Consider the following 23,223-nt stretch of genomic DNA (forward strand, 5'->3'; position numbering starts at 1 on the left):
GCTACGGCCTAGATGATTTCCGTCAGCTCCCCGGTTTGGACGTCGTAGACGAAACCGCGGACGTTGTCGGTGTACTGCAGGAAGTCACTGCGCTTCACCCGCTGCACCGACCGCCGCACACTGTCGCCGACCTCGCGGAACGCCTCGACCGCCCAGGTCGGGCGAAGCCCGGTGGCGGCCTCCAGTTCGTCTTTGAAGTCGTCTTCGGTGACCAGAGACAGGCCACAGTTGGTGTGCTGGACGATCATCACCTCGCGGGTGCCGAGTTTGCGCTGGCTCAGCGCGAGTGAGCGGATTACGTCGTCGGTGACCACACCGCCGGCGTTGCGCAGGATGTGCGCCTCGCCCTGGATGAGGCCGAAGATCTCGAACACCCGGATCCGGGCGTCCATACAGGTCACGATGGTCAGCTGCAAGGACGGCCGGGGCGAGGACCGGTCTCCGGGCAGGCCGGTTTCGGCGTCCCGATAGCGCTTGAGCAGAACGTCGGTGGCGGTCATGTACCTATTGGAACCGGCCGCCATCACAATGACAATGACGCATCTCACCCGGCTACGGGCTGCGTCTCCCACCCGCGCATGCGAAGCCGTTGGCGGGCGCGCGCAGCTGTCGTTCGCCGTTACGGCCCGAACCAGTGCTCCTCCATGGTGCGCGGTGGCCCGGAGGTGTTGCGGATCCGCAGTTCCGTGTCGAGCGTGATCACCCGCGCCGCCACGTGGTCGGCCGACGCCAGCAGCAGCCTGCCCGCCGCCTTGCCCTTTTCCAGCACGGGCTGGTGAACCGTGGTGAGCCCGGCCCGATCGGCCTCCGTGATCCCGTCGAATCCGGTCACCGTCAGGTCGGCGGGCACTCGCAGGCCGCGCCGGCTGGCTTCGGCCAGCGCGCCGAGCGCGAGAATGTCCGAGGTGCAGATCAACGCGGTGACCTGCGGGTAGGCGTCGAGGAGTTGCCGGGCCGCGGACGCGCCTTCGTCGACGGTGTGGTCGAAGCGCTCGACCACCGGCACGGCCGCCCAGTCCACCCCGGCGTTGCCGAAGGCCTTGGCCAGCGCGTCAAGCCGGGTCCGCTGGACGTGGAAATGGGCTTCCCGCTGACGGTCCAGCGAGACGAAACCGTCGTTGCGGTCGCGCGCGAGCCGCATGCACAGCACGCCGATCTTCCGGTGGCCGAGCCTGGCCACGTGCTCGGCGAGCTGGGTGATCGCGGCGGCGTCGTCGGGGCCGACCCGGTCCACGCCCTCGACACGCGGCTGGTCGATGATCACCGTCGGCACCGGCCTGGCCAGCACGGCGGCCAGGTGTGGGTCGTCGTCGGGGACCGAGTAGACGACGAATCCGTCGACCCCGGCCCGGTGCACGGCGGCCACGTCGTCGCGGCCGGGGCTGGCCGGCACCAGGTGCAGCCCGACGGCGGCGTCTTCGCAGGCCAGCGCGAGACCTTCGAGCACGCCGATGGCGGCGGGGTCGCGGAACGCGTAGGAGAGGTTCTCGGTGAGCAGCAGGCCGACGGCTCCCGCCTTGCGCGTGCGCAGCGACCGGGCGACCGGGTCCGGTCCCGGGTAGCCGAGCCGGCGTGCGGTTTCCAGCACGCGGCGACGGAGCTCGGGGGACAGCTGATCCGGACGGTTGTACGCGTTGGACACGGTGGTCCTTGAGACGCCGAGTTCCGCAGCGAGCGACGCCAACGTCGCCTGTCGCCTCATGCGCATAGGACGACCCATAAGGGAACGGTAACGGTTCAGATCGGATTCCAGAAGTCGATCGACCGGCCCCGCTTCGCCATGCCGCGTTCAAGCCGCCTTGACCGCTCGGGAGACGGGGCTCGCCGAACTGTCACCCGATGGCGTAAAGTGAAGTCGAAAACCATTTCCATTAAGGTCCGAGCGGCCTTGACCAGCAGCTTTCAGGAGCCACCCAGATGAGTTACCGCAGGTCTCGCTTCCTCGCCGTGACGGCTATCGTGACTGGGCTGACGCTGGGCGTCACGGGGTGTGGCAGTGGTAACACTTCCGGTGCAACCGCTTCGGGCAAGATCAACGCGGTCGCCTCCACCGACGTGTGGGGAAGCGTGCTCTCGGCGGTCGGCGGGGGCCAGGTCGCGGTCACGTCGATCATCCACGACCCGGCCGCGGACCCGCACTCCTACGAAACCACGCCGTCCGACGCGGTCGCCGTGCAGCAGGCGCAGGTCACCCTCGGCAACGGCGGTGGCTACGACGACTTCTTCACCAAGCTCACCGACCAGGCGCCGAACGCCCACAAGCTCGTCGCCTACGACATCGCGAACACCGGCGATGACAACGAGCACGTCTGGTACGACTTCGCCGCCGTGGACAAGGTCGCCGACCAGATCGCCGCGCAACTGGGCCAGATCAAGCCGGACGCCGCGCAAACCTTCACCGCCAACGCGACCGCCTTCAAGAAGGAGGTCTTCGAGCTGGGGACGACCGCCGCGCGGATCGGCTCCGCGCACCCGGACACCAAGATCCTCGTCACCGAGCCGGTGCCGCACTACCTGCTGCGGACCGCGAAGCTCACCGACGTCACGCCGAAGGAGTTTTCCGAGGCGGTGGAGAACGAAACCGACGTGCCGCCGGCCGCACTGGCCGAGGTGAACCAGCTGATCTCCGCCAAACAGGTCAAGGTCGTGATCGACAACGAGCAGACCGTCACCCCGACCACCACGCAGGTCGTCAACAGCGCGAAGGCGGCGGGTGTGCCGGTCGTCGGCGTGACCGAAACCCTGCCCGCCGGGGCGAGCAACTACATTTCTTGGATGGGCAGCGAAATCGACGCCCTGGAGAAGGCAGTCAACTCGTGAAGCCAGCTGTGGAGATCTCAAGCGCGAGCCTGGCCTTCGGTGCCCGCACGCTGTGGTCCGGCCTCGATCTGGAGGTCGAGCCGGGCGAGTTCGTCGCGGTACTGGGGCCGAACGGGTCCGGTAAGACCAGCCTGCTGAAGGTGCTACTGGGCCTGCAGGAGCTCTCCGCCGGATCGGCGAGGGTCACCAGCGGCCGCCCGCCCGGATACGTGCCGCAACAGCGCGCCATGCAGGAGGCGCTGACCCTGCGCGGGACGGACCTGGTCGGGCTCGGCCTCGACGGGCACCGGTGGGGCACGGGACTGCGCGGTCTGCGGGAGCGGCGGCGCCGGGTCGCCGAGGCGATCGAGTCGGTCGGCGCCGAGGCGTACGCGAAGTCCCCGGTGGGCAAGCTCTCCGGCGGCGAGCAGCAGCGGTTGCGCGTGGCACAGGCGCTGGTCGGCGAGCCCGATGTGCTGCTTTGCGATGAACCGCTGCTCTCCCTGGACCTGGCGCACCAGCGCGTGGTCAGCGAGCTGATCGACCGGCGCCGGCGGGAGGCCGGCACGGCGGTGCTGTTCGTGACCCACGAGATCAACCCGATTTTGCCGTTCGTGGACCGCGTGCTCTACCTGGTTGACGGGCGGTTGCGGATCGGCGGGCCGGACGAGGTGATGACCTCGGCGACCCTGTCCGAGCTTTACCGGACGAGGATCGAGGTGCTCAGGGTCAGCGGGCAGATCCACATCGCCGGCGCGCAGAGCGCGCTGTGCGAGGACGAACCACACCACGTCGCGTCATAGGTGAGCATGGACAAGATCTTCGACTTCAAGCAGACCTGGCAACTGCTCGGTTTCTCGTTCGTCCAGACGGCGTTGCTCGCCGCGGCCGTGCTCGGCCTGGTCGCCGGCGTACTGGGACCACTGATCGTGACGCGCCGGATGTCGTTCGCCGTGCACGGCACCTCGGAACTCGCGTTCACCGGCGCGGCCGGTGCGCTGCTGCTCGGCGTAGGCGTCGAGTACGGCGCGCTCGCGGGCGCCGTGGTCGCGGCATTGCTGCTCGGCCTGCTCGGCGGCCGCGAATCCGACCGGGACTCGGTGATCGGCGCGATCCTGTCGTTCGGCCTCGGCCTCGGCGTGCTCCTGCTGTGGTTCTACCCGGGCCGCACGGTCAACAAGTTCGGCATCCTGGTCGGGCAGATCGTGTCCATCCAGCCCACCAACCTCATCGTGCTGGTCGCGGCCGGGCTGCTCGTGCTGGTCGTGCTGTCGGTGATCTACCGGCCGCTGCTGTTCGCCAGCGTCGACCCGCACGTCGCCGCCGCCCGCGGGGTGCCCTCCCGCGCGCTGTCCGTGGTGTTCGCGGTGCTCGTCGGGGTCGCCACCGCGCTCGGGGTGCAGATCGTCGGGGCGCTGCTGGTGGTGGCGCTGATGGTGACGCCGGCCGCGGCGGCGACCAGGCTGACCGCGAGCCCGTGGCGGGCCACTGTTCTTTCCGTGGTCTTCGCGGAGGTGGCCGCGCTCGGCGGGATCGTGTTGTCACTGGCGCCGGGTGCGCCGGTAAGCGCTTTCGTCACCGCGATTTCGTTCCTTGTCTACCTGGTCTGCCGTGTCGTGGCCGATCGGCGTGACCGGGTCGGGCGGGTGGCCGCGCCGGAAGTCCGGACGGTTTCAGTGCAGCATGAGTAGGACCTGCAACTCGCCGACCACGAAACCGATCACGCCGCCCACCGCGATCAGCTTCCACTCCTCCTGCCGGAACGCGGGCCGCAACAGGCCCTCGTACTCCTGCGGTGTGAGCGCGAGCATTCGCTGTTCCACCATCTTGGCCACGTCCATCGCTTCGGTGAGATAGCCCTCGGCGTGCCGGAGCGTGTCGGGGAGCCGTTCCAGGGCCCCGGTCGCGGCGGCCTCCTTGATCTCGCGCAGCCTCGCCGCTCCGATGGTCACGGCGGCCATTCGGCCACCCTGTTCGTCGATTGCCTTCGCCACGGCCCTGCGGATCATCGCGACCAGCCGGTCCGACCGCGGCCCGCGCAGGACGGCGTCGAGCAGGTTGGGCACGGTCAGTATCTCGTGCGCGATCAGCTCGCCGTACTGCCGTGCCACCTCGGCGCGCCTGCGCTGGAACTTGCCGTGCAGGGTGAACCCGGCCAGCCGGACGGGCTCACGCGGCACGAAGATCAGCTTGATCGCGAGCCAGTCGGTGAACAGCCCGATGCAGCCGCCGAACGCCGGCAGCACCCACGGATTCCTGGTCAGCGCCCACACCACGGCCTGTGCGAGGCCCAGCACGAATCCGAAGTAGACACCGCACCGGGCGATGAAGGCCATTTCCGGCCGGGAGGTCTCCCGGATCAGCCGCACCAGCAGCGCCGGATCCTGGGTGAGATTTCGTACGGTCATGTGCTTGAGGTCGAGCACCACGCCGAGATTGGCGGTCAGGTCCGCCACCAACTCGCGGACCAGCCGCGGCGATCCGGCCTGCAACTGCTTGACGACCAGCTCCTGGGCCATCGCGGGCAGCGCCTCCCACAGCACCGGATGGTACTCGGCGAGCACATCGCGGGTGATCTCGTCGACCGCGCGCAGCAGCGGCTGCTCGATTTCGCGGGTGATCCGGTCCGGGTCGATGCGCGCGAAGATCTCGTCGAGGTCGAGCAGATTGGCGGTGAGCAGGTCGGTGGCGATCGCCGCCATCCGCCCGCCGTGCCGGGGAACCACGCCCTGCCAGCCGAAGAACGGCCTGATGCCGACGAACCGAAGGGGCCGGAACATCATCTCGATCGCGACGCGCTTGGTGACGTACCCGATGAGCGCGGCGACGATCGGGATAGCGAGGTAGAGGAGCCAGCCCACCCCGGAAGGGTATTGCGGTGTGCCCGGGCTCGATCAACCAGTGCGGCAGGAGCAGCACCCGCAACTCGCCGACGCGCCGACCGCGATGAGCTTTCACTCGTCCTGGCGGAACGCCGGGCGGAACAGCCCCTCGAGTTCCACAGGGGACAGTCGCCGCGTCCGTCCGACGATGGTCTCCCGCACGTCGAGCTCGGCGCCTGGCGTAGCCCTCGACGTGGCGGATCGCGTCCGGCAGGCGGTCCACCGCCTTCGCCGCCGCGGTCTGTTTCATTTCCTGTAACCGGCGGGAGCCGACCGCGACCGTGACGAGCGGTTTGACGATGCTGGCCTGCGCGTCGATCGTGCCTCGCGGTTGATCAGCTGGAACAACCGGTCGGACCGCCGTCCGCGTAGCACGGCTTCGATCAGGTTCGGAATGGTGATGATCTCGCCGGCGATCAGCTCGCCGTAGTCCTCGGCGACCCGGTGCCTTCGCTTCTGGAAGACGCCCTGCCAGGTGACGCCGAGAAACCGGCGTGGCCGCTGGGACAGGAAGATCATCACTCAGCGCGAGCCAGCCGATGCCGAGGCCGAACAGGGGGAGCACGATCGGCGACCGGGTCACCGACCACACCCGCTAGTTGCCCGAGCCCGAAGACGAGGCGGAGCGGGTGATAAAGGTCATTTCCGGCCGGGAGATGTCCGGGATCAGCCGGTTCAGCAGCGCCTTGTCACGGACGAGATTGGTGGTGACCAGGTGGTCGAGGTCCAGCACGCGGTCGATGTCGGCGGAGACCTCGCGCATGATCTTCGTGACCGCTCGTGGCGCCTCGGCGCGGGCGCGGTCGACCAGCAGCCGCCTGGCCCGGTCGGGCAGCGCCTCCCACAGCCGCGGCTGGTTTGCTCCATGACCTCCCGCGTCACGTCCTCGACGATCTCGAGCAGGGCTCTTCGATCTCCTTCGCGAGCACTTCCGGATCGAGCCGCGCGAAGATCTCCTTGGGTCGACCAGGTTGGTTGTCAGCGTCTCGGTGGCGATCGTGGTCATCCGTTCGGCGTTCGCGGGAGTACGCCCTGCCAGCCGAGAAACGGCCGGATGCCGACGAACTCGATCGGGCGAAACATCATCTCGATCGCCACCCGCTTGGCGACGACGGGCATGGTGACGTACACCGGCCAGTTCGCGCCGAGCCCCGCGACGAGGGGGCGGCGGCTGTGTCCGCTACTGGCCGTTCTGGGTGGCGGGTGGTCAGCGGTCGTAGCGGTAGCGGCTGTGTCCGCTACCCCCCGCCCCTGCGGGTTCACCGGGCGAACGTTGGCCGAGACGCGCTCGGCCGGCTGCGCGTCATCTTGCTACGCTGACCGGACTGAAACGATCTATCGGGTAGTCCGTGCGGTATGGTGGCAGGCTCCCTGAGCGCAAGCCCGCGGACCCCGTGGTTTCACGCTGCGTAAAACAGCCGAATGGCGGTATGGAAAGCGACCTGGGGACGCACTAAGGTCGCCGCATGCCCCCAGCCCAGCGCCCCATCCAGTCGATGGAACCGCCCACCGGCGCCCCCCAGTTTCCCCTGGTCTTCCGTGGTTACGACCGGCCGCCGGTAGACGAGCGGCTCGCCCAGCTGGCGGCCCGGATGCGGGACCTGGCGGCCAGCCGGGACGAGGCGCTGTCCTCGGTGTCGGAGCTTTCGAAAGCGCTTTCCTACGCTCAGCACGAACTCTCCGAAGCCAAGACCGCTCTCTCCAGAATGGCGACGGACCCGAACAGCGCGGCCACCATGACCGAGCGCGTGCGGACCATGATGCAGCTCGCCGAGGAGGAGATCGGCGAACTCCGCACCCGGGCGGAGGAGCAGTGCGGCCAGATCCGTGCCGAGGCCGAGAAGTACGACCTCGACACCCGTAAGGCGACCGACAAGTGGGTCGCCGAGCGCGAGGCGGAGATCGCGCAGCGCCGGTCCGACCTCGAAGCCCAATACCAGACGCTGACCGCCAAGCTCAGGTCGGAGCACGACGAGCTCATGGCGAGCGCCCGGACCGAGATCGAGCGACTGAACAGCGAAGCCGAGGCAGAGCGGAACCGGCTCGACACCGAGGCGGCCGAGCGCCGCGCCGCGGTTGAGAAGGCCACCGAGGATGCGCTCGCCACCAAGACCACCGAGGTCGAGGAGTCGCTGGCGAAGAAGGTGTCGGAGGCCGAGGACGCGCTTGCGACGAAGGTCGCCGAGACCGAGCACGCGCTAGCGACGAAGGTCGCCGAGACCGAGCACGCGCTAGCCACGAAGGTCGCCGAGACCGAGGACGCGCTAGCCACGAAGGTTGCCGAGACGGAGGACCGGCTGGCCGGGCAGACCAGCGAAGCCGAGGAGCGGGCCGCCACCCTCGTCGCCGACGCGGAACGCCAGCTCGCCGAGGCCGAGCAGAACCGCACGCAGGCGTTCGAGTTCCGCCGCGAGGTCACCGAGCGCCTCACCGCCACGAACGCCGCCCTGCAGGAAGCCCTCAAGGTCCTGGACCCGGAGAAGGTTTCCGCCTGACTTCTCGCTCAACCCAGCGAGATGTCGACATGTTGCCGCGCTTCGACCGGTGTGGCAAATTGTCGACATCTCGCTTTTTTGTGCCGTCCGGCCGACTCTAGCTCTTATCAGATGTCGCTTTTGATCGAATTCATCGAGTGAAACCCGCCTGTGGCGCCCGGATCATTCCGATATCGGATCAGGCCCGCCATCATGGCGCGCTATGGTCGGGTGATTAACCCACTTGGATGCACGGCAGTGTGGGCAAAAGTGTCCAAAGGCGACACGGCGGAACGTACCTCGGAAGGCGGGGGTTTGATGGACACATCGGTCGAGACGACACAATCGGACTCGCCGCGGTTACACAGGTCAATCGGTTTCTACGGCTTGATGTTCGTCTCCCTCGGGTCGATCATCGGCTCCGGCTGGCTGCTCGGCGCGTTGAAGGCGGCCAAGGTGGCGGGCCCCGCGTCGATCCTGTCGTGGGTGCTGACCGCGGTGATCATGGCGACGCTCGCCCTGGTCCACGCCGAACTCGGCGCCGCGTACCCGGTCGCCGGTGGCACCGCGCGGTTTCCCCGCATCGCGTTCGGGGCGCTGGCCGGGTTCGCCGGCGGCTGGGTGGCCTGGCTGCAGGCGGTCGCACTCGCACCGGTCGAGGTCGAGGCCAGCCTCGAGTACCTGAACAACATCGACTGGATCAAGAACAACCTGAACCTGCTGCACCCCGCGGATCAGACGCTGACCGCGAGCGGGTTCGGCTGGGCGACCCTGTTGATGGCCGTCTTCACGTTCATCAACCTCGTGGGCGTGAAGCTGCTCTCGGAGAGCAACTCGGCGATGGTCATCTGGAAGACGGTCGTGCCGGTGCTGACCGTCGTCGTGCTGATCTCGCTGCGGTTCCACCCAGGCAACTTCACCGCGGGCGGTGGCTTCGCGCCCGCTGGTGCGCATGGCGTGTTCGCCGCGTTGCCGGTCGGTGTCGTGTTCGCGCTCCAGGGTTTCGAACAAGCCGTGCAGGTGGGCGGCGAGGCGCGTAATCCGCAACGGGACCTTTCACGGGCAATCCTCGTCGCGATGGTCATCGGCACGATCGTTTATCTGCTGCTGGAAGTGGCCTTCATCGGCGCGCTCGATCCCGCCAGCATCGCGAACGACTGGTCCAACCCGATCGAGAAGGGTGCGTTCGGCCCGTACGCCACCCTCGCCACGGTCGCCGGTGCGGCCTGGCTGGCGTACATCCTGTACGCCGACGCGTTCGTTTCGCCTGCTGGAACCGGCCTGCTGTACCTCGGCACGTCCGCGCGGTTGTCCTACGCGCTGGGTAAGGACAAGCAACTGCCGAAGACCCTGGGCAAGCTGAGCATCCGGGGCGTTCCGGTGTGGTCCATCGTGCTCTCGTTCGTCGTCGGCGAGATCATGTTCCTGCCGTTCCCCAGTTGGCAGGACCTGGTCGAGGTGATCACGTCGGCCACGGCGGTCATGTACGCGTTCGCCCCCGTCTCGCTCATCGCGCTGCGTAAGCGGGACCCGGACCGGGCGCGCCCCTACCGCACGCCCACGCCGAACGTGCTCGCGCCGGCCGGGTTCATCGCGGCGAACCTGATCATCTACTGGAGCGGGTTCGACATCACCTGGAAGATCGTGGTCGCCATGGCCGTCGGGCTCATCCTGTTCGCGCTGACCCGGATCAGCGAGCCGAAGCAGGACCGGCCCGAGATCGCGTGGCGGTCCGCGGTCTGGATCGTGCCGTGGCTGCTGGGCAACGTGCTGATCGGTTACCTCGGCCGGTACGGCGGGAGTGGGAACATCAACTGGCTGCCGGAATGGGTCGACCTGCTGGTGGTCGTGGTGTTCAACCTGGCGATCTTCTACTGGGCGATCACGCAGGCCCAGCCCGCGGAGAAGGTCCGCGAGGCCGTGGAATCCGAACGCGCCGAACTCACGGTCTGACCCACGCGACGGTGCGGCGGCCCACCCCGCCACACCGTCGCCCCACCGCGAGTCCGGCTTTCGCCCTGGGCGAGTCGGGTTTTCGTGTCGGGTGAGTCGGGTTTTCGTGTCGGGTGAGTCGGGTTTTCGTGTCGCCGCCGAGGTCAGTCAGCGTCCACTTCGTGCGCTTCGCCATCAGGGCTGGCGACGACAACCGTGTAGCCATCTGGGTCCTTGAGCCAGATTTCGCGGTGGGCTGGACCATTGCCCTGGCCTTCGGGAGGGTTCCGGTGTGGTGGCCGCACCACTTCCGCCTGGATCTCCTCGGCGCGCTGGACGACACCGTCGAAGCCGGAGACCTCGCCGAACCACAGCAGAACGCCGTTCCCGAGGTCGCTGTCGGGATCGGCGATCAGCCCGTGGTGGTGCTCGGTCCCCCTGTGGTGGAGTTGGAGCACGAGCACGCCATCGGAGAGCAGCCGTTCGTACTCCGGGCCACCGTGGTCGCTCTGGAAGCCGAGCACCCGCTGATACCAGTGGCTGGACGCTTCCACGTCCTGGACGGTGATCATCGTCTGAGACTGCGCGGACCGAGCCGGCATGAAGACCCCGATCCGGTTGCCTGCCGGGTCATCGACTTCCACGAGCCAGCGTCCGCCGTGGTCAAGCTGCGGGCGGCCACGGACCCGGCCGCCGCTGGAGACGACGCGCCGAAGTGTGGGGTGCAACTGGTCGGCGCAGACCCAGATGACCGGTCCCCCCGCGGACACCGGCGTCAAATCGGTCGTGAACTGGCCAATCATTCCGGGCGCTTCGAAACTGCCGTGCTCGTCGACCGACCAGCGGAACACCGCCCGGTAGAAGGCCACGGACTTGGCGAGGTCGACAGCGGGAAGCTGCAGATATCCGATCTGACCGTGCGGCGGATGTTGCCTTGTCGGGCTCATTTCGTCCTCCTTGTGGCGGTGTCGGCGATGAGCAGACGCCGGACTGAGCGAGCGAGCCAGTTCTCATACCGCTCCACTGTCCATTCGCGACGCCGGACCAGCCGGTCGAACACGGCCGGGTCCATCAGGGCCCATACCGTTTCCACAGCGTCCTTTTTGGTCATATCTGCCCGCAGATCTGCTTTACCGGCAAGGCTTTTGACAATCCAGCCCGCGGTGATCTCGCGTTGGTTGACCAGTTGTCCGGACAGTTCGGCGAGATCGGCGTCCTTGGCGGCCCCTTCGAACACGGACAAGACCAGGCCGGCGGATCGTACCTGCGCCGGTCCGATCGCCCCGGCCACGATCGCGAGAAACTCATCGGCGTTACTCGCACCCAGCGCCGTCTCGGCCCACTCCCGGTCCAGCACCGGCACGGCCTCATCGTCCCCGGCGATCGCCACATCGATCGCGGCCTTGAGTACGCGTGCCTTGGTGCCGAACAGCAATTCCAACGTTGGCACGGAAACACCGGCCTCCGCCGCGATCACACGCATCGTCGCGCCCGAATAACCGCGCGCCACGAACACCGACGTCGCGGCGTCGAGGATCCGCCGTCTGGTCTGACGCGCCTGCGCCTCACGGCGGCTCGACCGGTAGGAGCGCACAGACTCGCTGGCTCGCACGTGCCGATTATTGGCTATGGCAACCCCATAGTCAATTTCTCGAGCCCGCCGCGCGGTGGCGCACCAGCACCGAATGCCGAACTCGCCCGTCGCGAAAGCCCGACTCGCCCGTCGCGAAAGCCCGACTCGCGTGTCGCGAGAGCCCGACTCGCGTGGGCCGGCGTGGTGTGGTCACTGGTCATCACTTTTACGGAATCGGCCGACGGTAGGCGGCGACCGTGGGCGCCGATGCCGTGGGCAAGCAGCATCCGAAAGGTCCAGACCTGGCAGCCTGTTCCAGGCGACGATCCACACGGGGTCGGCCTGCTCAAGCTGGGCACGGCGATCGACGCCCGGCGACGCTCCGCGCCACCGGCCACCGAACTACCGCTCGGCTGGCATCGCGTCAGCGGTCGGCTCGAAGTGGACCAGCGGCACGCCTGTCCCGCTTTTGCTCGCGAGCACTCTGCAACAGATGGAGCACGGCCACGGCCCGTTCGCCTCGTTTCGCGTGGCGTGTCAGCGCCGCAACGACGCCTGCGATCAGGGTCACCACCGCCGTTGGACCGTAGCGCAAGATCACGACAAGCGTCCCGATCGACAGCGGCGCAGACGCAACGAACTCACCGAACACCGACATAGCGCTGTTCTCCCTCGCGCAGCGAAGAAGGAGCGCCTGCACCCCCACGGCCAGACCAGGAGGCAGACAACACAAACCTCAGCCGGTCAACCGAGACAGGAACAGACGACCCATGGTCGCCCCTAGTGTGACAGAGCAAACTCACAGCAGGCCACAGAACGCGCAACATAGCCCCCTTCTGGTCGAGCGTCTTACGCCAGGCCGACCGCATCAAGGCGGGAGAGCGTGCTTTGACCCGGCCGACCCGGCGCAAGGCGAGGCAGGGACGAAGGGGACGGGGGAGAACCAAGGCAGCGCGAAGGCCCGACGCTCCCAGGCCGTCTCCAGGCCGTCAAACGTCGGGCACGCGCGAGAACCCGCGAGAACTGCCAAGCAACGAAACAGCAGCTCAGACGGCATATTGATCTAGAACCGCCAGGTGGTCCGAACCCCGCGATCAGAACTGGTAGTAAAGGAACGGGCTGAAGGTGCCGTTGGCGACCAGGATCGCGGCGTAGGCGAGGCCGACGGTCATTACGCCGATGCGCAGGCTGGTGGCGGGGTGGCTGCGGGAGGACTCCAGCAGCGGGCCGGTCACCGGGTGCGCGGGCAGGAAGAACACGGCGAGCGCGGCGAGCAGGACCACCATGCGCTGGTTGGTGAGCGCGGCGCTGACCACGTCGGTGAGGCCCGAGAAGTCGGGGAGGAGCATGTGGCCGATCATGTTCAGGGCCTGCCCGATGTCGGCGGACTTGAAGAACACCCAGCCGAACACGACGAGTACCAGCGTCAGCGCGCGCCGGGCGAGCCGGGCGGACCTGCCGGTGGGCGTGACGTCCAGTTCGAACGCGCGCTCGATGATCAGCAGGGCGCCGTGGTAGCAGCCCCACACCAGGAAGGTCCAGCTCGCGCCGTGCCAGAAACCGGTCAGCACGAACACGATGCACAGGTTGCGGTAGGTCTTCGCGGCGCCGTCGCGGTTCCCGCCGAGCGGGATGTACACGTAGTCGCGGAACCAGCGTGACAGGGACATGTGCCACCGCCGCCAGAATTCGGTGACCGTCACCGCCGAATAGGGCCGCGCGAAGTTCTCCGGGAGCCGGAAACCGAGCATGCGCCCGAGCCCGATGGCCATGTCGGAATAGCCGGAGAAGTCGAAGAACAGCTGGAGGGTGTACCCGACGGCGCCGAGCCAGGCGACGACGAAGGTCATGTTCGACGACGGGGTCGTGAAGCAGGCCTCGACCATGGGGTTCAGGGTGTCGGCGATGATCGTCTTCTTGCACAGCCCGAGCGCGAACCGCGGGAAGCCGGCGGCGATATCGTCGAGCCGGTGCGAGCGTTGTTGTGGCAACTGGTCGGCGATTTCGCGATAGCGCACGATCGGCCCGGCCACCAGTTGCGGGAACATGGCGATATACGTGACGAACGACACCGGGTTTCGCAGCGGCTTCCGTTCACCGCGGTAGACGTCGACCACGTACGAAATGTGGTGGAAGGTGAAAAATGAGATCCCGATCGGCAGCGCCAGGTGCGCCACGGGGAAGCTCCCCCCGAACACCCGCGCCAGGAAGTCGAGCTGCTGGGTGGCGAAACCCGCGTACTTCCAGATCACCAGTATTCCGATGTCGAAGCCGATCACGCTGGTCAGCACCATCCGCCGGCGCCGGTCCTGGAGGTCCCACCGGTTGGGCTCGAGCGCCGTTCCCGCGAGGAAGTTGACCACCATGCACGTCAGCAGCAGGAGGGTGAACGCGCCGGCGCCGCTGGCGTAGAAGATCAGGCTGCCCACGGCCACGACGCCGTTGCGCCAGCTGCGCGGCAGCACCAGCACGGCGCACAGCAGCGCCGGCAGGAAATACCACAGAAACAGTGGCGAAGCGAAGGACATCGGTTGGTGGGCCCCCTGTGCTACGGACAAGCCTGCTGACCTTAACCCGAAGGCGGTTTAGCCTGAACACGATGCCGACTCTGGTGGACGAACTCAAGCGCCTGCGCCGGGGTCGCGGTGTGCTCGCGCCCAACATCGAGGTGCTGGCCGGGCCGGGGTTGCGCCTGGTGTGCGGCATCGCCGAGCAGGACGGACCCGCCGTCGTGCGGCAGAAGCTGGGCAGGCGACTGGGCGAACTGGCCACCAGGCTGCCCGACGATCTCGGGCTGGCGCTCCTCGCCGCGCTGGCGATCCATCCCGACGCGCGGCATGCCCTGCTCAAGGACCGGATGAGCTGGCTCGCCGGCCGCCTCGGCCGGGACGAGCGGACCGCGCGCAGGCGGGCGGACGATGCGTGCCTGCTGCTGGCGGAGGCCGCTGCGAAGGCCGGCCCCGAGGACGGCTGGTACGTGGTCTCCTTCGACGCGCTGGTGCGGCTCGATTCGCCGGCGCCTTCGGTCCAGGAACGGCGCCGGATCATCGCCACCAGGGACGGCCTCGACGAGATCGTCCCGTCGTTGAGCCTCCCCAGGCACCCGACCGATCGGCAGCGCGTGCACGACGTCGGGGCGTCCGTGCTCTACGGTGGCCGTCTCGTCCGGCGAGAGCGCCCTTCGGAAAGCCATTTCCGGTTCGCCATCGCGTTGCCGAGGGTCCTGCGCGCCGGCCAGGTTCACGACTACGGGATCGAGTTGCGAATTCCACCCGGCCAGCCGATGCGCCCGCACTACGTGTTCGTGCCGTACCGGCGATGTGACCGGTTCGAGCTGCGGATCCGGTTCGACCCCTCGCGCCTGCCCGGCAGGATCTGGCTGGTCACGGGCGTGCCCGTGCGGGTCGTCGACGATGCCCAGCCGTCGGAGGAGACGCTGCGGACCGACGCGGCGGGCGAGATCCACTGGGAGTTCCGGAACCTGACCCAGGGGCTCGGCTACGGCGTCCAGTGGCGCTGAGCACCGCGAACAGCCGCCTCTCCGCCGAGGCCAGCGGCGAAAAGGCGGCTGTTCGCTTCGTGACGGCGGGGCCGGCGACACCCATAGCCGACCCCACCGCCCCCTCTATATGGCCGCGGTCATCAGAGTGATCACCACAGCGAGGTCACCGTTTCGGCGATGACATGTGGTTCCATGCCGGCCTCCTCTCCCGAGCCAGTCAGCCCTGACGAGTTGAGCTTTGCGGGGATTCGGTCGGCGTTCTGCGTCATATGACACAGAGCGGTGGTCGTGACCGTGCATCCGGTCACTTCCCGCGCGACCGGGAAGCCGGCGCGGCGATCCGGGCAGACCGGGCAAGCGCTGCGGGACGGAACGAAACGTGGCTGGACCGGTCCACCCGGCCGACAGCCGCGGACCCGTCATTCCCGCCTGACCGCCGACGGATCCTTCACCAGCGCGACCGAACCCGAACTGTCCCGGACCACGAGTCCTGTGCCGCCGTCTTCGCCGACCAGCTCGTAACTCACCCCGGGATGCGCCTGCCCGATGACCTGTTCCCGGTCCTCCACCGCGAACACTTCGACCGGTCGGAGCACGGTGACCGTGACCGGCCGCGGCTCGGCCCCGGCCGCCCCCACGACGGCCGGGGCCGGCGCGACGGCCTCGACGGGCACGTCGTACCCGAAGGTCTCGACGATCGGGATGTACCGGCCGGCCAGCGCGGACTCCATACCCTCGTGCACCGCGCTGTGCACCGCTTCCCGTATCGCCTTGATCGGCTCCAGTTCGGTCGGTCCGGGGAAACCGCGATCGGCGCCGGACGGCGACAGCCAGGGCAGCACGATGAGCAGCGGAACCTGGCGTCGCGAGAGCGTCCAGCCGAGGTAGAGGTCGTTGCCGAACGGGAACACCGAAACGAGCGTGGCGTACCTGCCCAACTGGATGCGCAGCATGTTCCGCACCCCGCGCACGGGCGGTCCGACCCTGACCCGCTTCGGCCGCATGTCCGCGGGGATCCCGTGGCCGTCGCGCAGCGACTGGAAGATCACGCCGTAGGCGGTGTCGGAGATCTCGGCCTTGTCGTCGAGCAGGATGTGCCAGGCGTCGAGGATTTCGGTCTGCGGGACGGTCAGGGCGAGTACGAACCAGACCAGGGGTAGCGCGAACGACAGGATGAGGAAGGCGGAAGGCCGCCCGAGCGAGGGGACGAGAGCGAAGGCGAAGGGCACGAACCACGCCGGCACCGCTCCGAGGACGGCTCGCCGGAGAACGCGTTTCGCGCCGCCGTACAGGGAGTCGTCAAGGTCTCTGCCCGCCCGCTGGAACGACGGTCGCTGACCGAGGTGGGTCTCGTTCCGGGTCAGGACGTCCGGCCCCGGCCATCGGCTCTCCGCGATTGCCACACGTGCAGTGTTCGCTCGCTGCTCCAAGGCAGCTACGCCACGGGCGGTGCCTTCACCCGTTCGGCCGCGTGAAACTGCCCCACCGTCTGGACAACTGGCCAGATAGTGGCCAAACTATTTTGGCGAATTGTACCGGTGATTCGTGAATTCCCCGTTTCGGAGCGTGGGGAAGGCTTGATCCTGGTGGAGAAGCCCCTTTCAGCATGCCAAGAACCTTCTACCGGATACGACATTTTGTCCATAACATCGACAAGGGGCGGCGCGCGGGCGTGCCGCGGTCGGTGGGAGGCTGAATGGCGGCCGGGGATTTCTGGGGCATGCTCGACCAGACCCAGCGTGACACGATCCGAGCCGCCGCGCGCGTGCGCCGGTTTCCGGCGGGCACCATGCTGATGAGCGAGGGTGACCGGGCGCGCTCCGTGCTGGTGCTCCTCACCGGCTGGGTCAAGGTCACCTCTTCCGGTCCGGGAGGGCACGAGGCGGTGCTCAACGTGTGTGGGCCGGGAGACATCGTGGGGGAGATCGCCGCGGTGGATGGCGGCCCGCGCTCGGGTGCGGTCATCGCGGTCGACGCGGTGACCGCGTTCTGGCTGTCCGTGGAGCAGTTTTCCCGGATCCTCCGGCAGCATCCGGACATCGCGGTGATCGTGTCGCGGGTCATCAGCGGGAAGCTGCGGGCGGCGGACGCACGCCGCCGCCAGTTCGCCGACCGCACCACGGCCGGCCGGATCGTCGAACTGCTGGCCGATCTGGCCGAGCGCTACGGAGTGTCTACTTCGGACGGTGTAGTGGTAGCGCTGCGGATCAGCCAGCAGGACATCGCGGGCATGGTCTCGGCCTCCCGCGAGGCGGCCGCACGCACTCTCCGCGCGTTGCGGGAGGCGGGCGTGATCAGTACCGCCCGCCGGCGCCTGACCATCCACCGCCCCGACGCCCTGCGCACCTTCGCGGACTAGACGAATCTGCCCGGCTGCCGCGGCGGATCAACGCGGTCAGATACTGCGTGACTTGGGCGAGGTGCACGGGTACGTGGTCCGATACATCGCAGAGCCCTCCACAGCGGGTGAGGGTCGGTGCTCTACGACACAGACGAGTGCCCGGCCGGCTGTGAAGTGCCGGTCGAGACCGTCGCGGATGCGCTCGTCGAGTTCCTGCGAACCGCCAGCCGTCCGCCGTGTCTCCGTTGACAGCCAGGCGACGTCAGGGCTGGTCGAGGCGCACCGTGACACTGACGCGGCCGCGGTCGTCCCGCCGGGCGACGGCGTGGCCCGGGCGGTCGCTTCCGTTCAGGCGCGGCGATATCGGGCCGCCGGTCCCCAGGAAATTCCGCCACCACGTCTTGGTGTCGGCCAGCATGACGTCGATCGTGATCTGGTCGCCGTCACGCCGGTAGGCCACCGGCGTGACGAACGTTCGTCCCGAGCGGCGGCCGGCGTAGGCGACCATTACGATGTGCCGGTCCACGAGCCGGCTCCATCGTGGCGAGCCGATCAGCGCCGCCACCGGGATGTGATCATAGTGTTGAGCCGGCGGGCCAGATCAGCCCCCCAGCACAGGGCCTCCGTCAGACGCGGCCGGCGACGCGACGGCGGCGGGCGACCTCGGCGAGCAGGACCGCTGCCGCCACGGAGGCGTTGAGGGATTCCACGTTGGCGGCCATCGGGATGGACACCGTGACGTCGCAGGTCTCGCGGACCAGCCGGGACAACCCGCGGCCCTCGGAACCCACCACGACGACCAGCGGGTCCGCGGCGAGCTCCAGGCCGTCGATGTCGACCGACCCGTCCGCGTCCAGCCCGGCGATCATGAGCCCCTCGTTCGCCCACGCCTTCAGCTGCCTGGTCAGGTTGGTGGCCATCGCGATGGGCAGCTTGGCCGCGGTTCCGGCGCTCGTCCGCCACGCCACCGCGGTGACGCCGGCGCTGCGCCGCGCGGGCACCAGCACGCCGTGCGCCCCGAAAGCGGCTGCCGAGCGCACCACCGCGCCCAGGTTGCGCGGATCCGTCACCCCGTCCAGTGCGACCAGCAGCGGCGGTTCGCCCGAGTCGCGTGCGGCCGACAGCAGGTCGTCCGGGTGCGCGTATTCGAACGGCGGCACCTGCAGGCCGAGGCCCTGGTGCACGGCGCGGTTGGTTTTGCGGTCCAGTTCCTCGCGCGGGACTTCCAGGATCGAGATACCTCGGTCCGCGGCCAGCCGAACGGCCTGGGTGACGCGGTCGTCGGCGTCGATGTTCAGCGCCACGTACAGCGTCGTCCCCGGCACCCCGGCGCGCAGCGCCTCGACCACCGGGTTGCGTCCGGCGATCACCTCCGGGCCTTCGGCCTTCTTCTCGCGGGCCTGCGCGGCCTTCGTCGCCGCGGCCGCACGTCGCTGGGCCGGGTGGCCGGGCCGCATTTCCGCACGCGGTGTCGGGCCCTTGCCTTCCAGGCCCTTGCGCCGCTGACCACCGGAGCCGACGACGGCGCCCTTCTTCGTGCCGGTCTTGCGCACCGCGCCCCGGCGTTTCGAATTGCCAGCCATCAAGCTTCCTATGCGTCCTTGACGGTCCACAGTGGACCATCTGGGGTGTCTTCCACCGTGATGCCGGCCTGCAGCAGCCGGTCGCGCACGGCGTCCGCGCGGGCGAAGTCGCGGGCGGTGCGGGCCTCCTGCCGTTCCGCGAGCAGGCCCTCGACCAGGTCCGACAGTGCGTGCCGGGCCGGGGTGTCGGCGCCCGCGGACTTCGCCCACTCGGGCGCCAGCGGGTCGAGACCGAGCACGCCCATCATCGCGCGCACCGAACCGGCCGCCGAACGCGCTTCCTCGTCGTTCCCGGCGTCGAACGCGGCGTTGCCCTCGCGAACCACGTTGTGCACCGCGGCGACCGCGGTCGGGGTGGCGAGATCGTCGTCCATCGCCTCGGTGAACCCCGCGGCCGGAGCGCCGGGCCTGACCTCCCCGGTGCGGCCCGCCACCCGGCGCAGGAACTGCTCGATCCGCCGGTAGGCCAGCGCGGCCTCGGACAGCGCGCCGTCGGAGTACTCGATGGTCGAGCGGTAGTGCGGCTGGATGAGGTAGTACCGCAACTCCGCCGCGCGGTGGTGCCGCAGCATCTCCTCGATGGCCACCACGTTGCCGAGCGACTTCGACATCTTCTCGCCGGAAAGGGTCACCCACGCGTTGTGCAGCCAGAACCGCGCGAACGGGTCCCCGGCCGCCTGCGACTGGGCGCGTTCGTTCTCGTGGTGCGGGAACACCAGGTCGACCCCGCCGCCGTGGATGTCGAACTCCGCGCCGAGGTAGGTGGTCGCCATCGCCGAGCACTCCAGGTGCCAGCCGGGACGCCCGGGGCCCCACGGTGTCGGCCAGGACGGCTCACCGGGCTTCGCGCTCTTCCACAACGTGAAGTCGCGCGGATCCCGCTTGCCCTCGCCCAGGGTCTCGCCCTGCTGGACCTCGTCGAGGCGTTGCCGCGAAAGCTCGCCGTACCCGGGGAACGTGCTGACCGCGAAGTACACGTCGCCGCTCGCCGGGTAAGCATGCCCACCGTCGATGAGGCGTCGCATCAGTTCGATCATCTGGGTCACATGCCCGGTCGCCCTCGGCGCGATCGACGGCGGGAGGCAGCCGAGCGCGGTGTAGGCGTCCTCGAACGCGCGCTCGTGCGTGAACGCCCACTCCCACCAGGTCGAGCCGTTGTCCGCGGCCTTGGTGAGGATCTTGTCGTCGATGTCGGTGACGTTGCGCACGAACAGCACATCCAGTCCATTGTGGACCAGCCAGCGCCGCAGCACGTCGTAGTTCAGCGCGCCGCGGACGTGGCCGATGTGCGGCACGCCCTGCACGGTGGCCCCACAGACATACACGGACGCCGTTCCACTACGAGCGGGATGGAACTCCCGCACGCTCCTGGTCGCGGTGTCGTAAAGGTGTAGGGCCACCCTGAAATGGTAGAGGCTGCGCTGTTTGGTAGTCGTGCGGGTCAGAGGACTCCGTGCCGGCGGAGGGCGGTGAGCAGAGCATCCGTCCGTTCGGCGGTCGGCAGCGGTTCGACCAGCGCGAAGTGGCAGCCCAGCGCTCTGGCCCCGCCGTCCGCCTCCTCGCTGTCCCCCACCATCAGCGCATTCTCCGGGGGCACCCCCAGCCGGTCCAGCAAGGTCCGGAAGATCACCGGGTCGGGTTTGACGGCGCCCTCCTCGAAGGAGAGCACGAACTCGTCGACGTAGGCGGTCAGGCCGTGTGCGGCGAACGCCGGCCGGATGTCGAAGGCGATGTTGCTCAGCACGCCGACCTCGAGCCCGTTGCCGGACACTCGCTTGAGGGCCGCTTCGGTGTCCGGGTAGGGCGTCCACTCGGTGGGATCGATCAGCCTGCGATAGAGCGCCTCGGCCTGGTCCGGCCGGAGCCCGGACTTCCGCAGCACCTCGAGGTAGATCTTCCGGTGCAACGCCGGGTCGAGGTCGCGGTTCTCCCAGGCGTACTGGTATTCCTCGGACAATCGCACGACCTGCCCGGTGGGCGCGGTCATCTGTCGCATGATTTCGGCCTGCGCCTCGATATCGAATGGCGTTCCGTCGTCGTCGGTCAATTCGGCGAGCCAGCTGGCGTCCTGCTCCAACCGGAACACAGTGCCGGAGAAGTCGAACATCACGGCCTGAATCGTCACGATCACAGGCTAGCGGCGGGCGTCCCGCCAAGGACGGACTTGTGAGCTACTCGGCAGGGCACGGCACGAGCAGCGCGCTCGCCATGGCCGCCACACCTTCGCCTCGTCCGGTCAGGCCGAGGCCGTCGGTAGTGGTGCCGCTGACGCTTACCGGTCCGCCCGCGGCCTTGCTCAGCACGTCCTGTGCCTCTTCGCGGCGCGTGCCGATCCGGGGCGCGTTCCCGATGACCTGTACCGAGGCGTTGCCCAGCCGCCAGCCCGCCGCCTCGATCAGGCGCCGTACCTCGGCGATGAACTCGGGCCCGTGCGCGCCCGCCCAGCGCGGGTCGCTGGTGCCGAACACCGCACCGAGATCGCCGAGCCCGGCCGCCGACAGCATCGCGTCGCACAGCGCGTGCGCGGCGACGTCGCCGTCGGAATGTCCCGCGCACCCGGCCACTCCCTCCCAGCGGAGCCCGGCGATCCAGCACTCGCGGCCCTCCTGCACGGGGTGCACGTCGGTGCCTGTGCCGATCCTCACTTCTGGCCTCCACTGTCCGGATGACGCTGCTCGTGCTCGTCGAGCAGGAGTGCTTCCGCGAGGGCCAGGTCGAAGGGCGTCACGAGCCGGATCGCGTTCGGATGCCCGGCGACGGTGCGCACCTTGCCGGGAGGCGACGACAACGGGTCGAGGCCACGTGCGCACGCTTCCGCCAGCACCTTCCAAGCGCAGCCCAGCGGAGTCTGGAGGGAGCGTAGCCGCGACCGGTCTTCGGTGGCCGTGATGACATCGCCGGCCCCGACGAGTTTCACCGTGTCCGTGACGGGTAGTACCGGAGCGACGGCTTCCGCCCCCTGGAAGACGGCCTCGGCCACGGCACGAATGGTGGCGGGCGGTACGAGCGCGCGCGCGGCGTCGTGGACGAGAACGACATCAACGGCATCGCGACCTCCGGCCGCCTCGAAGGCGAGCCGGACTGAGTCGGCACGGGTCGCCGCCGAGGGCAGTATCCGGCATGGCATGCCGGGTACTGCCCGAACGATCGACTCGGCGCCTGGCGGTGCCACCACGACGATCCGGCCAACACAGCCGGATTCGACCAGGCCGCGAACGGCGTGCTTGAGTAACGGTTCACCACGAACCCGGACACGCGCGGTGTCGATGTCCGCGATGAGCAGGGCAGCCACCTTCATGTTCACCGACGGTTCTCCGCGTAGCCACACGGACACGACCCGCTCAGTAGTCACTTCGTGGCCGCCGTGAACTATGGCAGGACTAAACCGCCGCGGTTTCCAACACCTCGTCGAGCAAACTCTCCGCCTTGCCTTCGTCGGTGCCCTCGGCGAGAGCGAGCTCGCTCACCAGGATTTGCCGGGCTTTGGCCAGCATCCGCTTCTCACCTGCGGAAAGGCCACGGTCCTTTTCTCGCCGCCAGAGGTCGCGCACCACTTCGGCTACCTTGTTGACATCGCCCGAGGCGAGCTTCTCCAGGTTGGCCTTGTACCGACGAGACCAGTTCGTGGGCTCCTCGGTGTGCGGCGCACGCAGCACGTCGAAAACGCGGTTCAGACCATCTTGACCGACGACGTCCCGCACGCCCACGATCTCGGCGTTGTCTGCGGGGACGCGAACCGTGAGATCCCCCTGCGCGACCTTCAGGACGAGGTACTGCTTCTCCTCGCCCTTGATCACACGGGTCTCAATGGCTTCGATGAGTGCGGCACCGTGGTGCGGGTAGACGACGGTCTCTCCGACCTTGAAAACCATGTGTCCTCTGCCCCTTTCGCTGACCCCATATTAGCACGCCACGGGTGGGCCTACCTAGCGGGCCGAGATCGTCCTCGCAGGTCAGGGCCATATTGCGGGTTTGCCGGGGGTTGACAAACCAACGAGAGGCGTGCTCACGCAGGTGGTTCGGCGGTTGATCAAGAATCCACTGTGGACGGTTTTCCGGCCGCAGGTGGCACCGGGTTCGGCCGCCCGGAACGGGCCGGGCTAGTCTGCGCAGTGGTAAGGCGGGCTCCAGGAGGGA

General features: G+C 68.4%; 23 protein-coding genes and 1 pseudogene. 8 read left to right on the forward strand and 16 right to left on the reverse strand.

Going from position 1 to position 23,223, the window contains the following annotated elements; translation table 11 throughout:
* Positions 1-8: 8 nt before the first annotated feature.
* Positions 9-500, reverse strand: a complete 492-nt coding sequence (locus VJT49_RS25850; RefSeq protein ID WP_324167519.1) for a carbonic anhydrase — start codon at positions 498-500, stop codon at positions 9-11.
* 119 nt (positions 501-619) lie between these two features.
* Positions 620-1,720: a LacI family DNA-binding transcriptional regulator gene (locus VJT49_RS25855; protein ID WP_324167520.1), complete on the reverse strand. Its 1,101-nt coding sequence runs from the start codon at positions 1,718-1,720 to the stop codon at positions 620-622.
* Positions 1,721-1,917: 197 nt separating this feature from the next.
* Here VJT49_RS25855 and VJT49_RS25860 point away from each other — a divergent pair, with 197 nt between their 5' ends.
* Genes VJT49_RS25860 through VJT49_RS25870 form a run of 3 tightly spaced genes read left to right on the forward strand, consistent with a single transcriptional unit; the run spans position 1,918 to position 4,490 of the window.
* Positions 1,918-2,820 (forward strand): metal ABC transporter solute-binding protein, Zn/Mn family, encoded by a 903-nt coding sequence (locus VJT49_RS25860; RefSeq protein ID WP_324167521.1) that lies wholly within the window; start codon positions 1,918-1,920, stop codon positions 2,818-2,820.
* Positions 2,817-3,602: a metal ABC transporter ATP-binding protein gene (locus tag VJT49_RS25865; RefSeq protein WP_324167522.1), complete on the forward strand. Its 786-nt coding sequence runs from the start codon at positions 2,817-2,819 to the stop codon at positions 3,600-3,602. Before VJT49_RS25860 ends, VJT49_RS25865 begins: the two co-directional genes overlap by 4 nt.
* 6 nt (positions 3,603-3,608) lie before the next feature.
* Positions 3,609-4,490, forward strand: a complete 882-nt coding sequence (locus VJT49_RS25870; protein WP_324167523.1) for a metal ABC transporter permease — start codon at positions 3,609-3,611, stop codon at positions 4,488-4,490.
* On the opposite strand, the gene VJT49_RS25875 is transcribed toward VJT49_RS25870, so the two are convergent.
* The gene (locus VJT49_RS25875) at positions 4,473-5,660 is read right to left on the reverse strand and encodes a DUF445 domain-containing protein (RefSeq protein WP_324167524.1); all 1,188 of its coding nucleotides are present in this window, start codon (positions 5,658-5,660) and stop codon (positions 4,473-4,475) included. The genes VJT49_RS25870 and VJT49_RS25875 overlap by 18 nt on opposite strands.
* Before the next feature lie 96 nt (positions 5,661-5,756).
* A pseudogene (locus VJT49_RS25880) lies at positions 5,757-6,800 on the reverse strand (DUF445 domain-containing protein); the annotation flags it as partial.
* Positions 6,801-7,147: 347 nt separating this feature from the next.
* Between VJT49_RS25880 and VJT49_RS25885 the strand changes: the two are divergent.
* Positions 7,148-8,176 carry a hypothetical protein gene (locus tag VJT49_RS25885; protein WP_324167525.1) on the forward strand — a complete coding sequence of 343 codons (1,029 nt, stop codon included), beginning with the start codon at positions 7,148-7,150 and terminating at the stop codon, positions 8,174-8,176.
* A 297-nt stretch (positions 8,177-8,473) separates the two neighbouring features.
* Positions 8,474-10,108 (forward strand): APC family permease, encoded by a 1,635-nt coding sequence (locus VJT49_RS25890; RefSeq protein ID WP_324167526.1) that lies wholly within the window; start codon positions 8,474-8,476, stop codon positions 10,106-10,108.
* Positions 10,109-10,251: 143 nt separating this feature from the next.
* Here VJT49_RS25890 and VJT49_RS25895 read toward each other — a convergent pair whose 3' ends face one another.
* The 4 genes from VJT49_RS25895 to VJT49_RS25910 all read right to left on the reverse strand — a co-directional run bounded on the left by VJT49_RS25895 (position 10,252) and on the right by VJT49_RS25910 (position 14,188).
* Positions 10,252-11,034, reverse strand: a complete 783-nt coding sequence (locus tag VJT49_RS25895) for a VOC family protein (protein ID WP_324167527.1) — start codon at positions 11,032-11,034, stop codon at positions 10,252-10,254.
* Positions 11,031-11,699 (reverse strand): helix-turn-helix domain-containing protein, encoded by a 669-nt coding sequence (locus tag VJT49_RS25900; protein ID WP_324167528.1) that lies wholly within the window; start codon positions 11,697-11,699, stop codon positions 11,031-11,033. Before VJT49_RS25900 ends, VJT49_RS25895 begins: the two co-directional genes overlap by 4 nt.
* Positions 11,700-12,084: 385 nt before the next feature.
* The gene (locus tag VJT49_RS25905; RefSeq protein WP_324167529.1) at positions 12,085-12,318 is read right to left on the reverse strand and encodes a hypothetical protein; all 234 of its coding nucleotides are present in this window, start codon (positions 12,316-12,318) and stop codon (positions 12,085-12,087) included.
* Positions 12,319-12,754: 436 nt separating this feature from the next.
* Positions 12,755-14,188 carry an MBOAT family protein gene (locus VJT49_RS25910; protein WP_324167530.1) on the reverse strand — a complete coding sequence of 478 codons (1,434 nt, stop codon included), beginning with the start codon at positions 14,186-14,188 and terminating at the stop codon, positions 12,755-12,757.
* A 71-nt stretch (positions 14,189-14,259) separates the two neighbouring features.
* On the opposite strand from VJT49_RS25910, the gene VJT49_RS25915 reads away from it, so the two are divergent.
* Positions 14,260-15,180, forward strand: coding sequence for a hypothetical protein (locus VJT49_RS25915; RefSeq protein WP_324167531.1), 921 nt, complete (start codon positions 14,260-14,262; stop codon positions 15,178-15,180).
* A gap of 401 nt (positions 15,181-15,581) precedes the next feature.
* Here the strand turns inward: VJT49_RS25915 and VJT49_RS25920 are convergent, their stop codons facing one another.
* Positions 15,582-16,565 (reverse strand): hypothetical protein, encoded by a 984-nt coding sequence (locus tag VJT49_RS25920; RefSeq protein ID WP_324167532.1) that lies wholly within the window; start codon positions 16,563-16,565, stop codon positions 15,582-15,584.
* 293 nt (positions 16,566-16,858) lie between these two features.
* On the opposite strand from VJT49_RS25920, the gene VJT49_RS25925 reads away from it, so the two are divergent.
* Positions 16,859-17,521: a Crp/Fnr family transcriptional regulator gene (locus tag VJT49_RS25925; protein ID WP_324167533.1), complete on the forward strand. Its 663-nt coding sequence runs from the start codon at positions 16,859-16,861 to the stop codon at positions 17,519-17,521.
* A 117-nt stretch (positions 17,522-17,638) separates the two neighbouring features.
* The gene (locus VJT49_RS25930) at positions 17,639-17,752 is read left to right on the forward strand and encodes an Imm1 family immunity protein (RefSeq protein ID WP_324167534.1); all 114 of its coding nucleotides are present in this window, start codon (positions 17,639-17,641) and stop codon (positions 17,750-17,752) included.
* A 13-nt stretch (positions 17,753-17,765) separates the two neighbouring features.
* On the opposite strand, the gene VJT49_RS25935 is transcribed toward VJT49_RS25930, so the two are convergent.
* The 7 genes from VJT49_RS25935 to VJT49_RS25965 form a co-directional block, all read right to left on the reverse strand.
* On the reverse strand, positions 17,766-18,068 hold the full coding sequence (locus VJT49_RS25935; RefSeq protein ID WP_324167535.1) for a hypothetical protein: 303 nt from the start codon (positions 18,066-18,068) through the stop codon (positions 17,766-17,768).
* Positions 18,069-18,129: 61 nt separating this feature from the next.
* Positions 18,130-19,086: a 23S rRNA (guanosine(2251)-2'-O)-methyltransferase RlmB gene (gene rlmB / locus VJT49_RS25940; RefSeq protein WP_324167536.1), complete on the reverse strand. Its 957-nt coding sequence runs from the start codon at positions 19,084-19,086 to the stop codon at positions 18,130-18,132.
* Between the two features lie 8 nt (positions 19,087-19,094).
* Entirely contained in the window at positions 19,095-20,486 is a 1,392-nt protein-coding gene (gene cysS / locus VJT49_RS25945) for a cysteine--tRNA ligase (RefSeq protein WP_324167537.1), read from the reverse strand.
* Between the two features lie 41 nt (positions 20,487-20,527).
* Entirely contained in the window at positions 20,528-21,211 is a 684-nt protein-coding gene (locus tag VJT49_RS25950) for an HAD-IA family hydrolase (protein ID WP_324167538.1), read from the reverse strand.
* A gap of 46 nt (positions 21,212-21,257) precedes the next feature.
* Positions 21,258-21,731, reverse strand: a complete 474-nt coding sequence (gene ispF, locus VJT49_RS25955; protein ID WP_324167539.1) for a 2-C-methyl-D-erythritol 2,4-cyclodiphosphate synthase — start codon at positions 21,729-21,731, stop codon at positions 21,258-21,260.
* Positions 21,728-22,384, reverse strand: a complete 657-nt coding sequence (locus VJT49_RS25960) for an IspD/TarI family cytidylyltransferase (protein ID WP_414636093.1) — start codon at positions 22,382-22,384, stop codon at positions 21,728-21,730. The genes ispF and VJT49_RS25960 overlap by 4 nt, the downstream gene beginning before the upstream one ends.
* An 82-nt stretch (positions 22,385-22,466) precedes the next feature.
* On the reverse strand, positions 22,467-22,958 hold the full coding sequence (locus VJT49_RS25965) for a CarD family transcriptional regulator (RefSeq protein WP_324167541.1): 492 nt from the start codon (positions 22,956-22,958) through the stop codon (positions 22,467-22,469).
* Between the last annotated feature and the right edge of the window lie 265 nt (positions 22,959-23,223).

The sequence above is a fragment of the Amycolatopsis sp. genome (assembly GCF_035276945.1).
Classification (GTDB): Bacteria; Actinomycetota; Actinomycetes; order Mycobacteriales; family Pseudonocardiaceae; genus Amycolatopsis_E.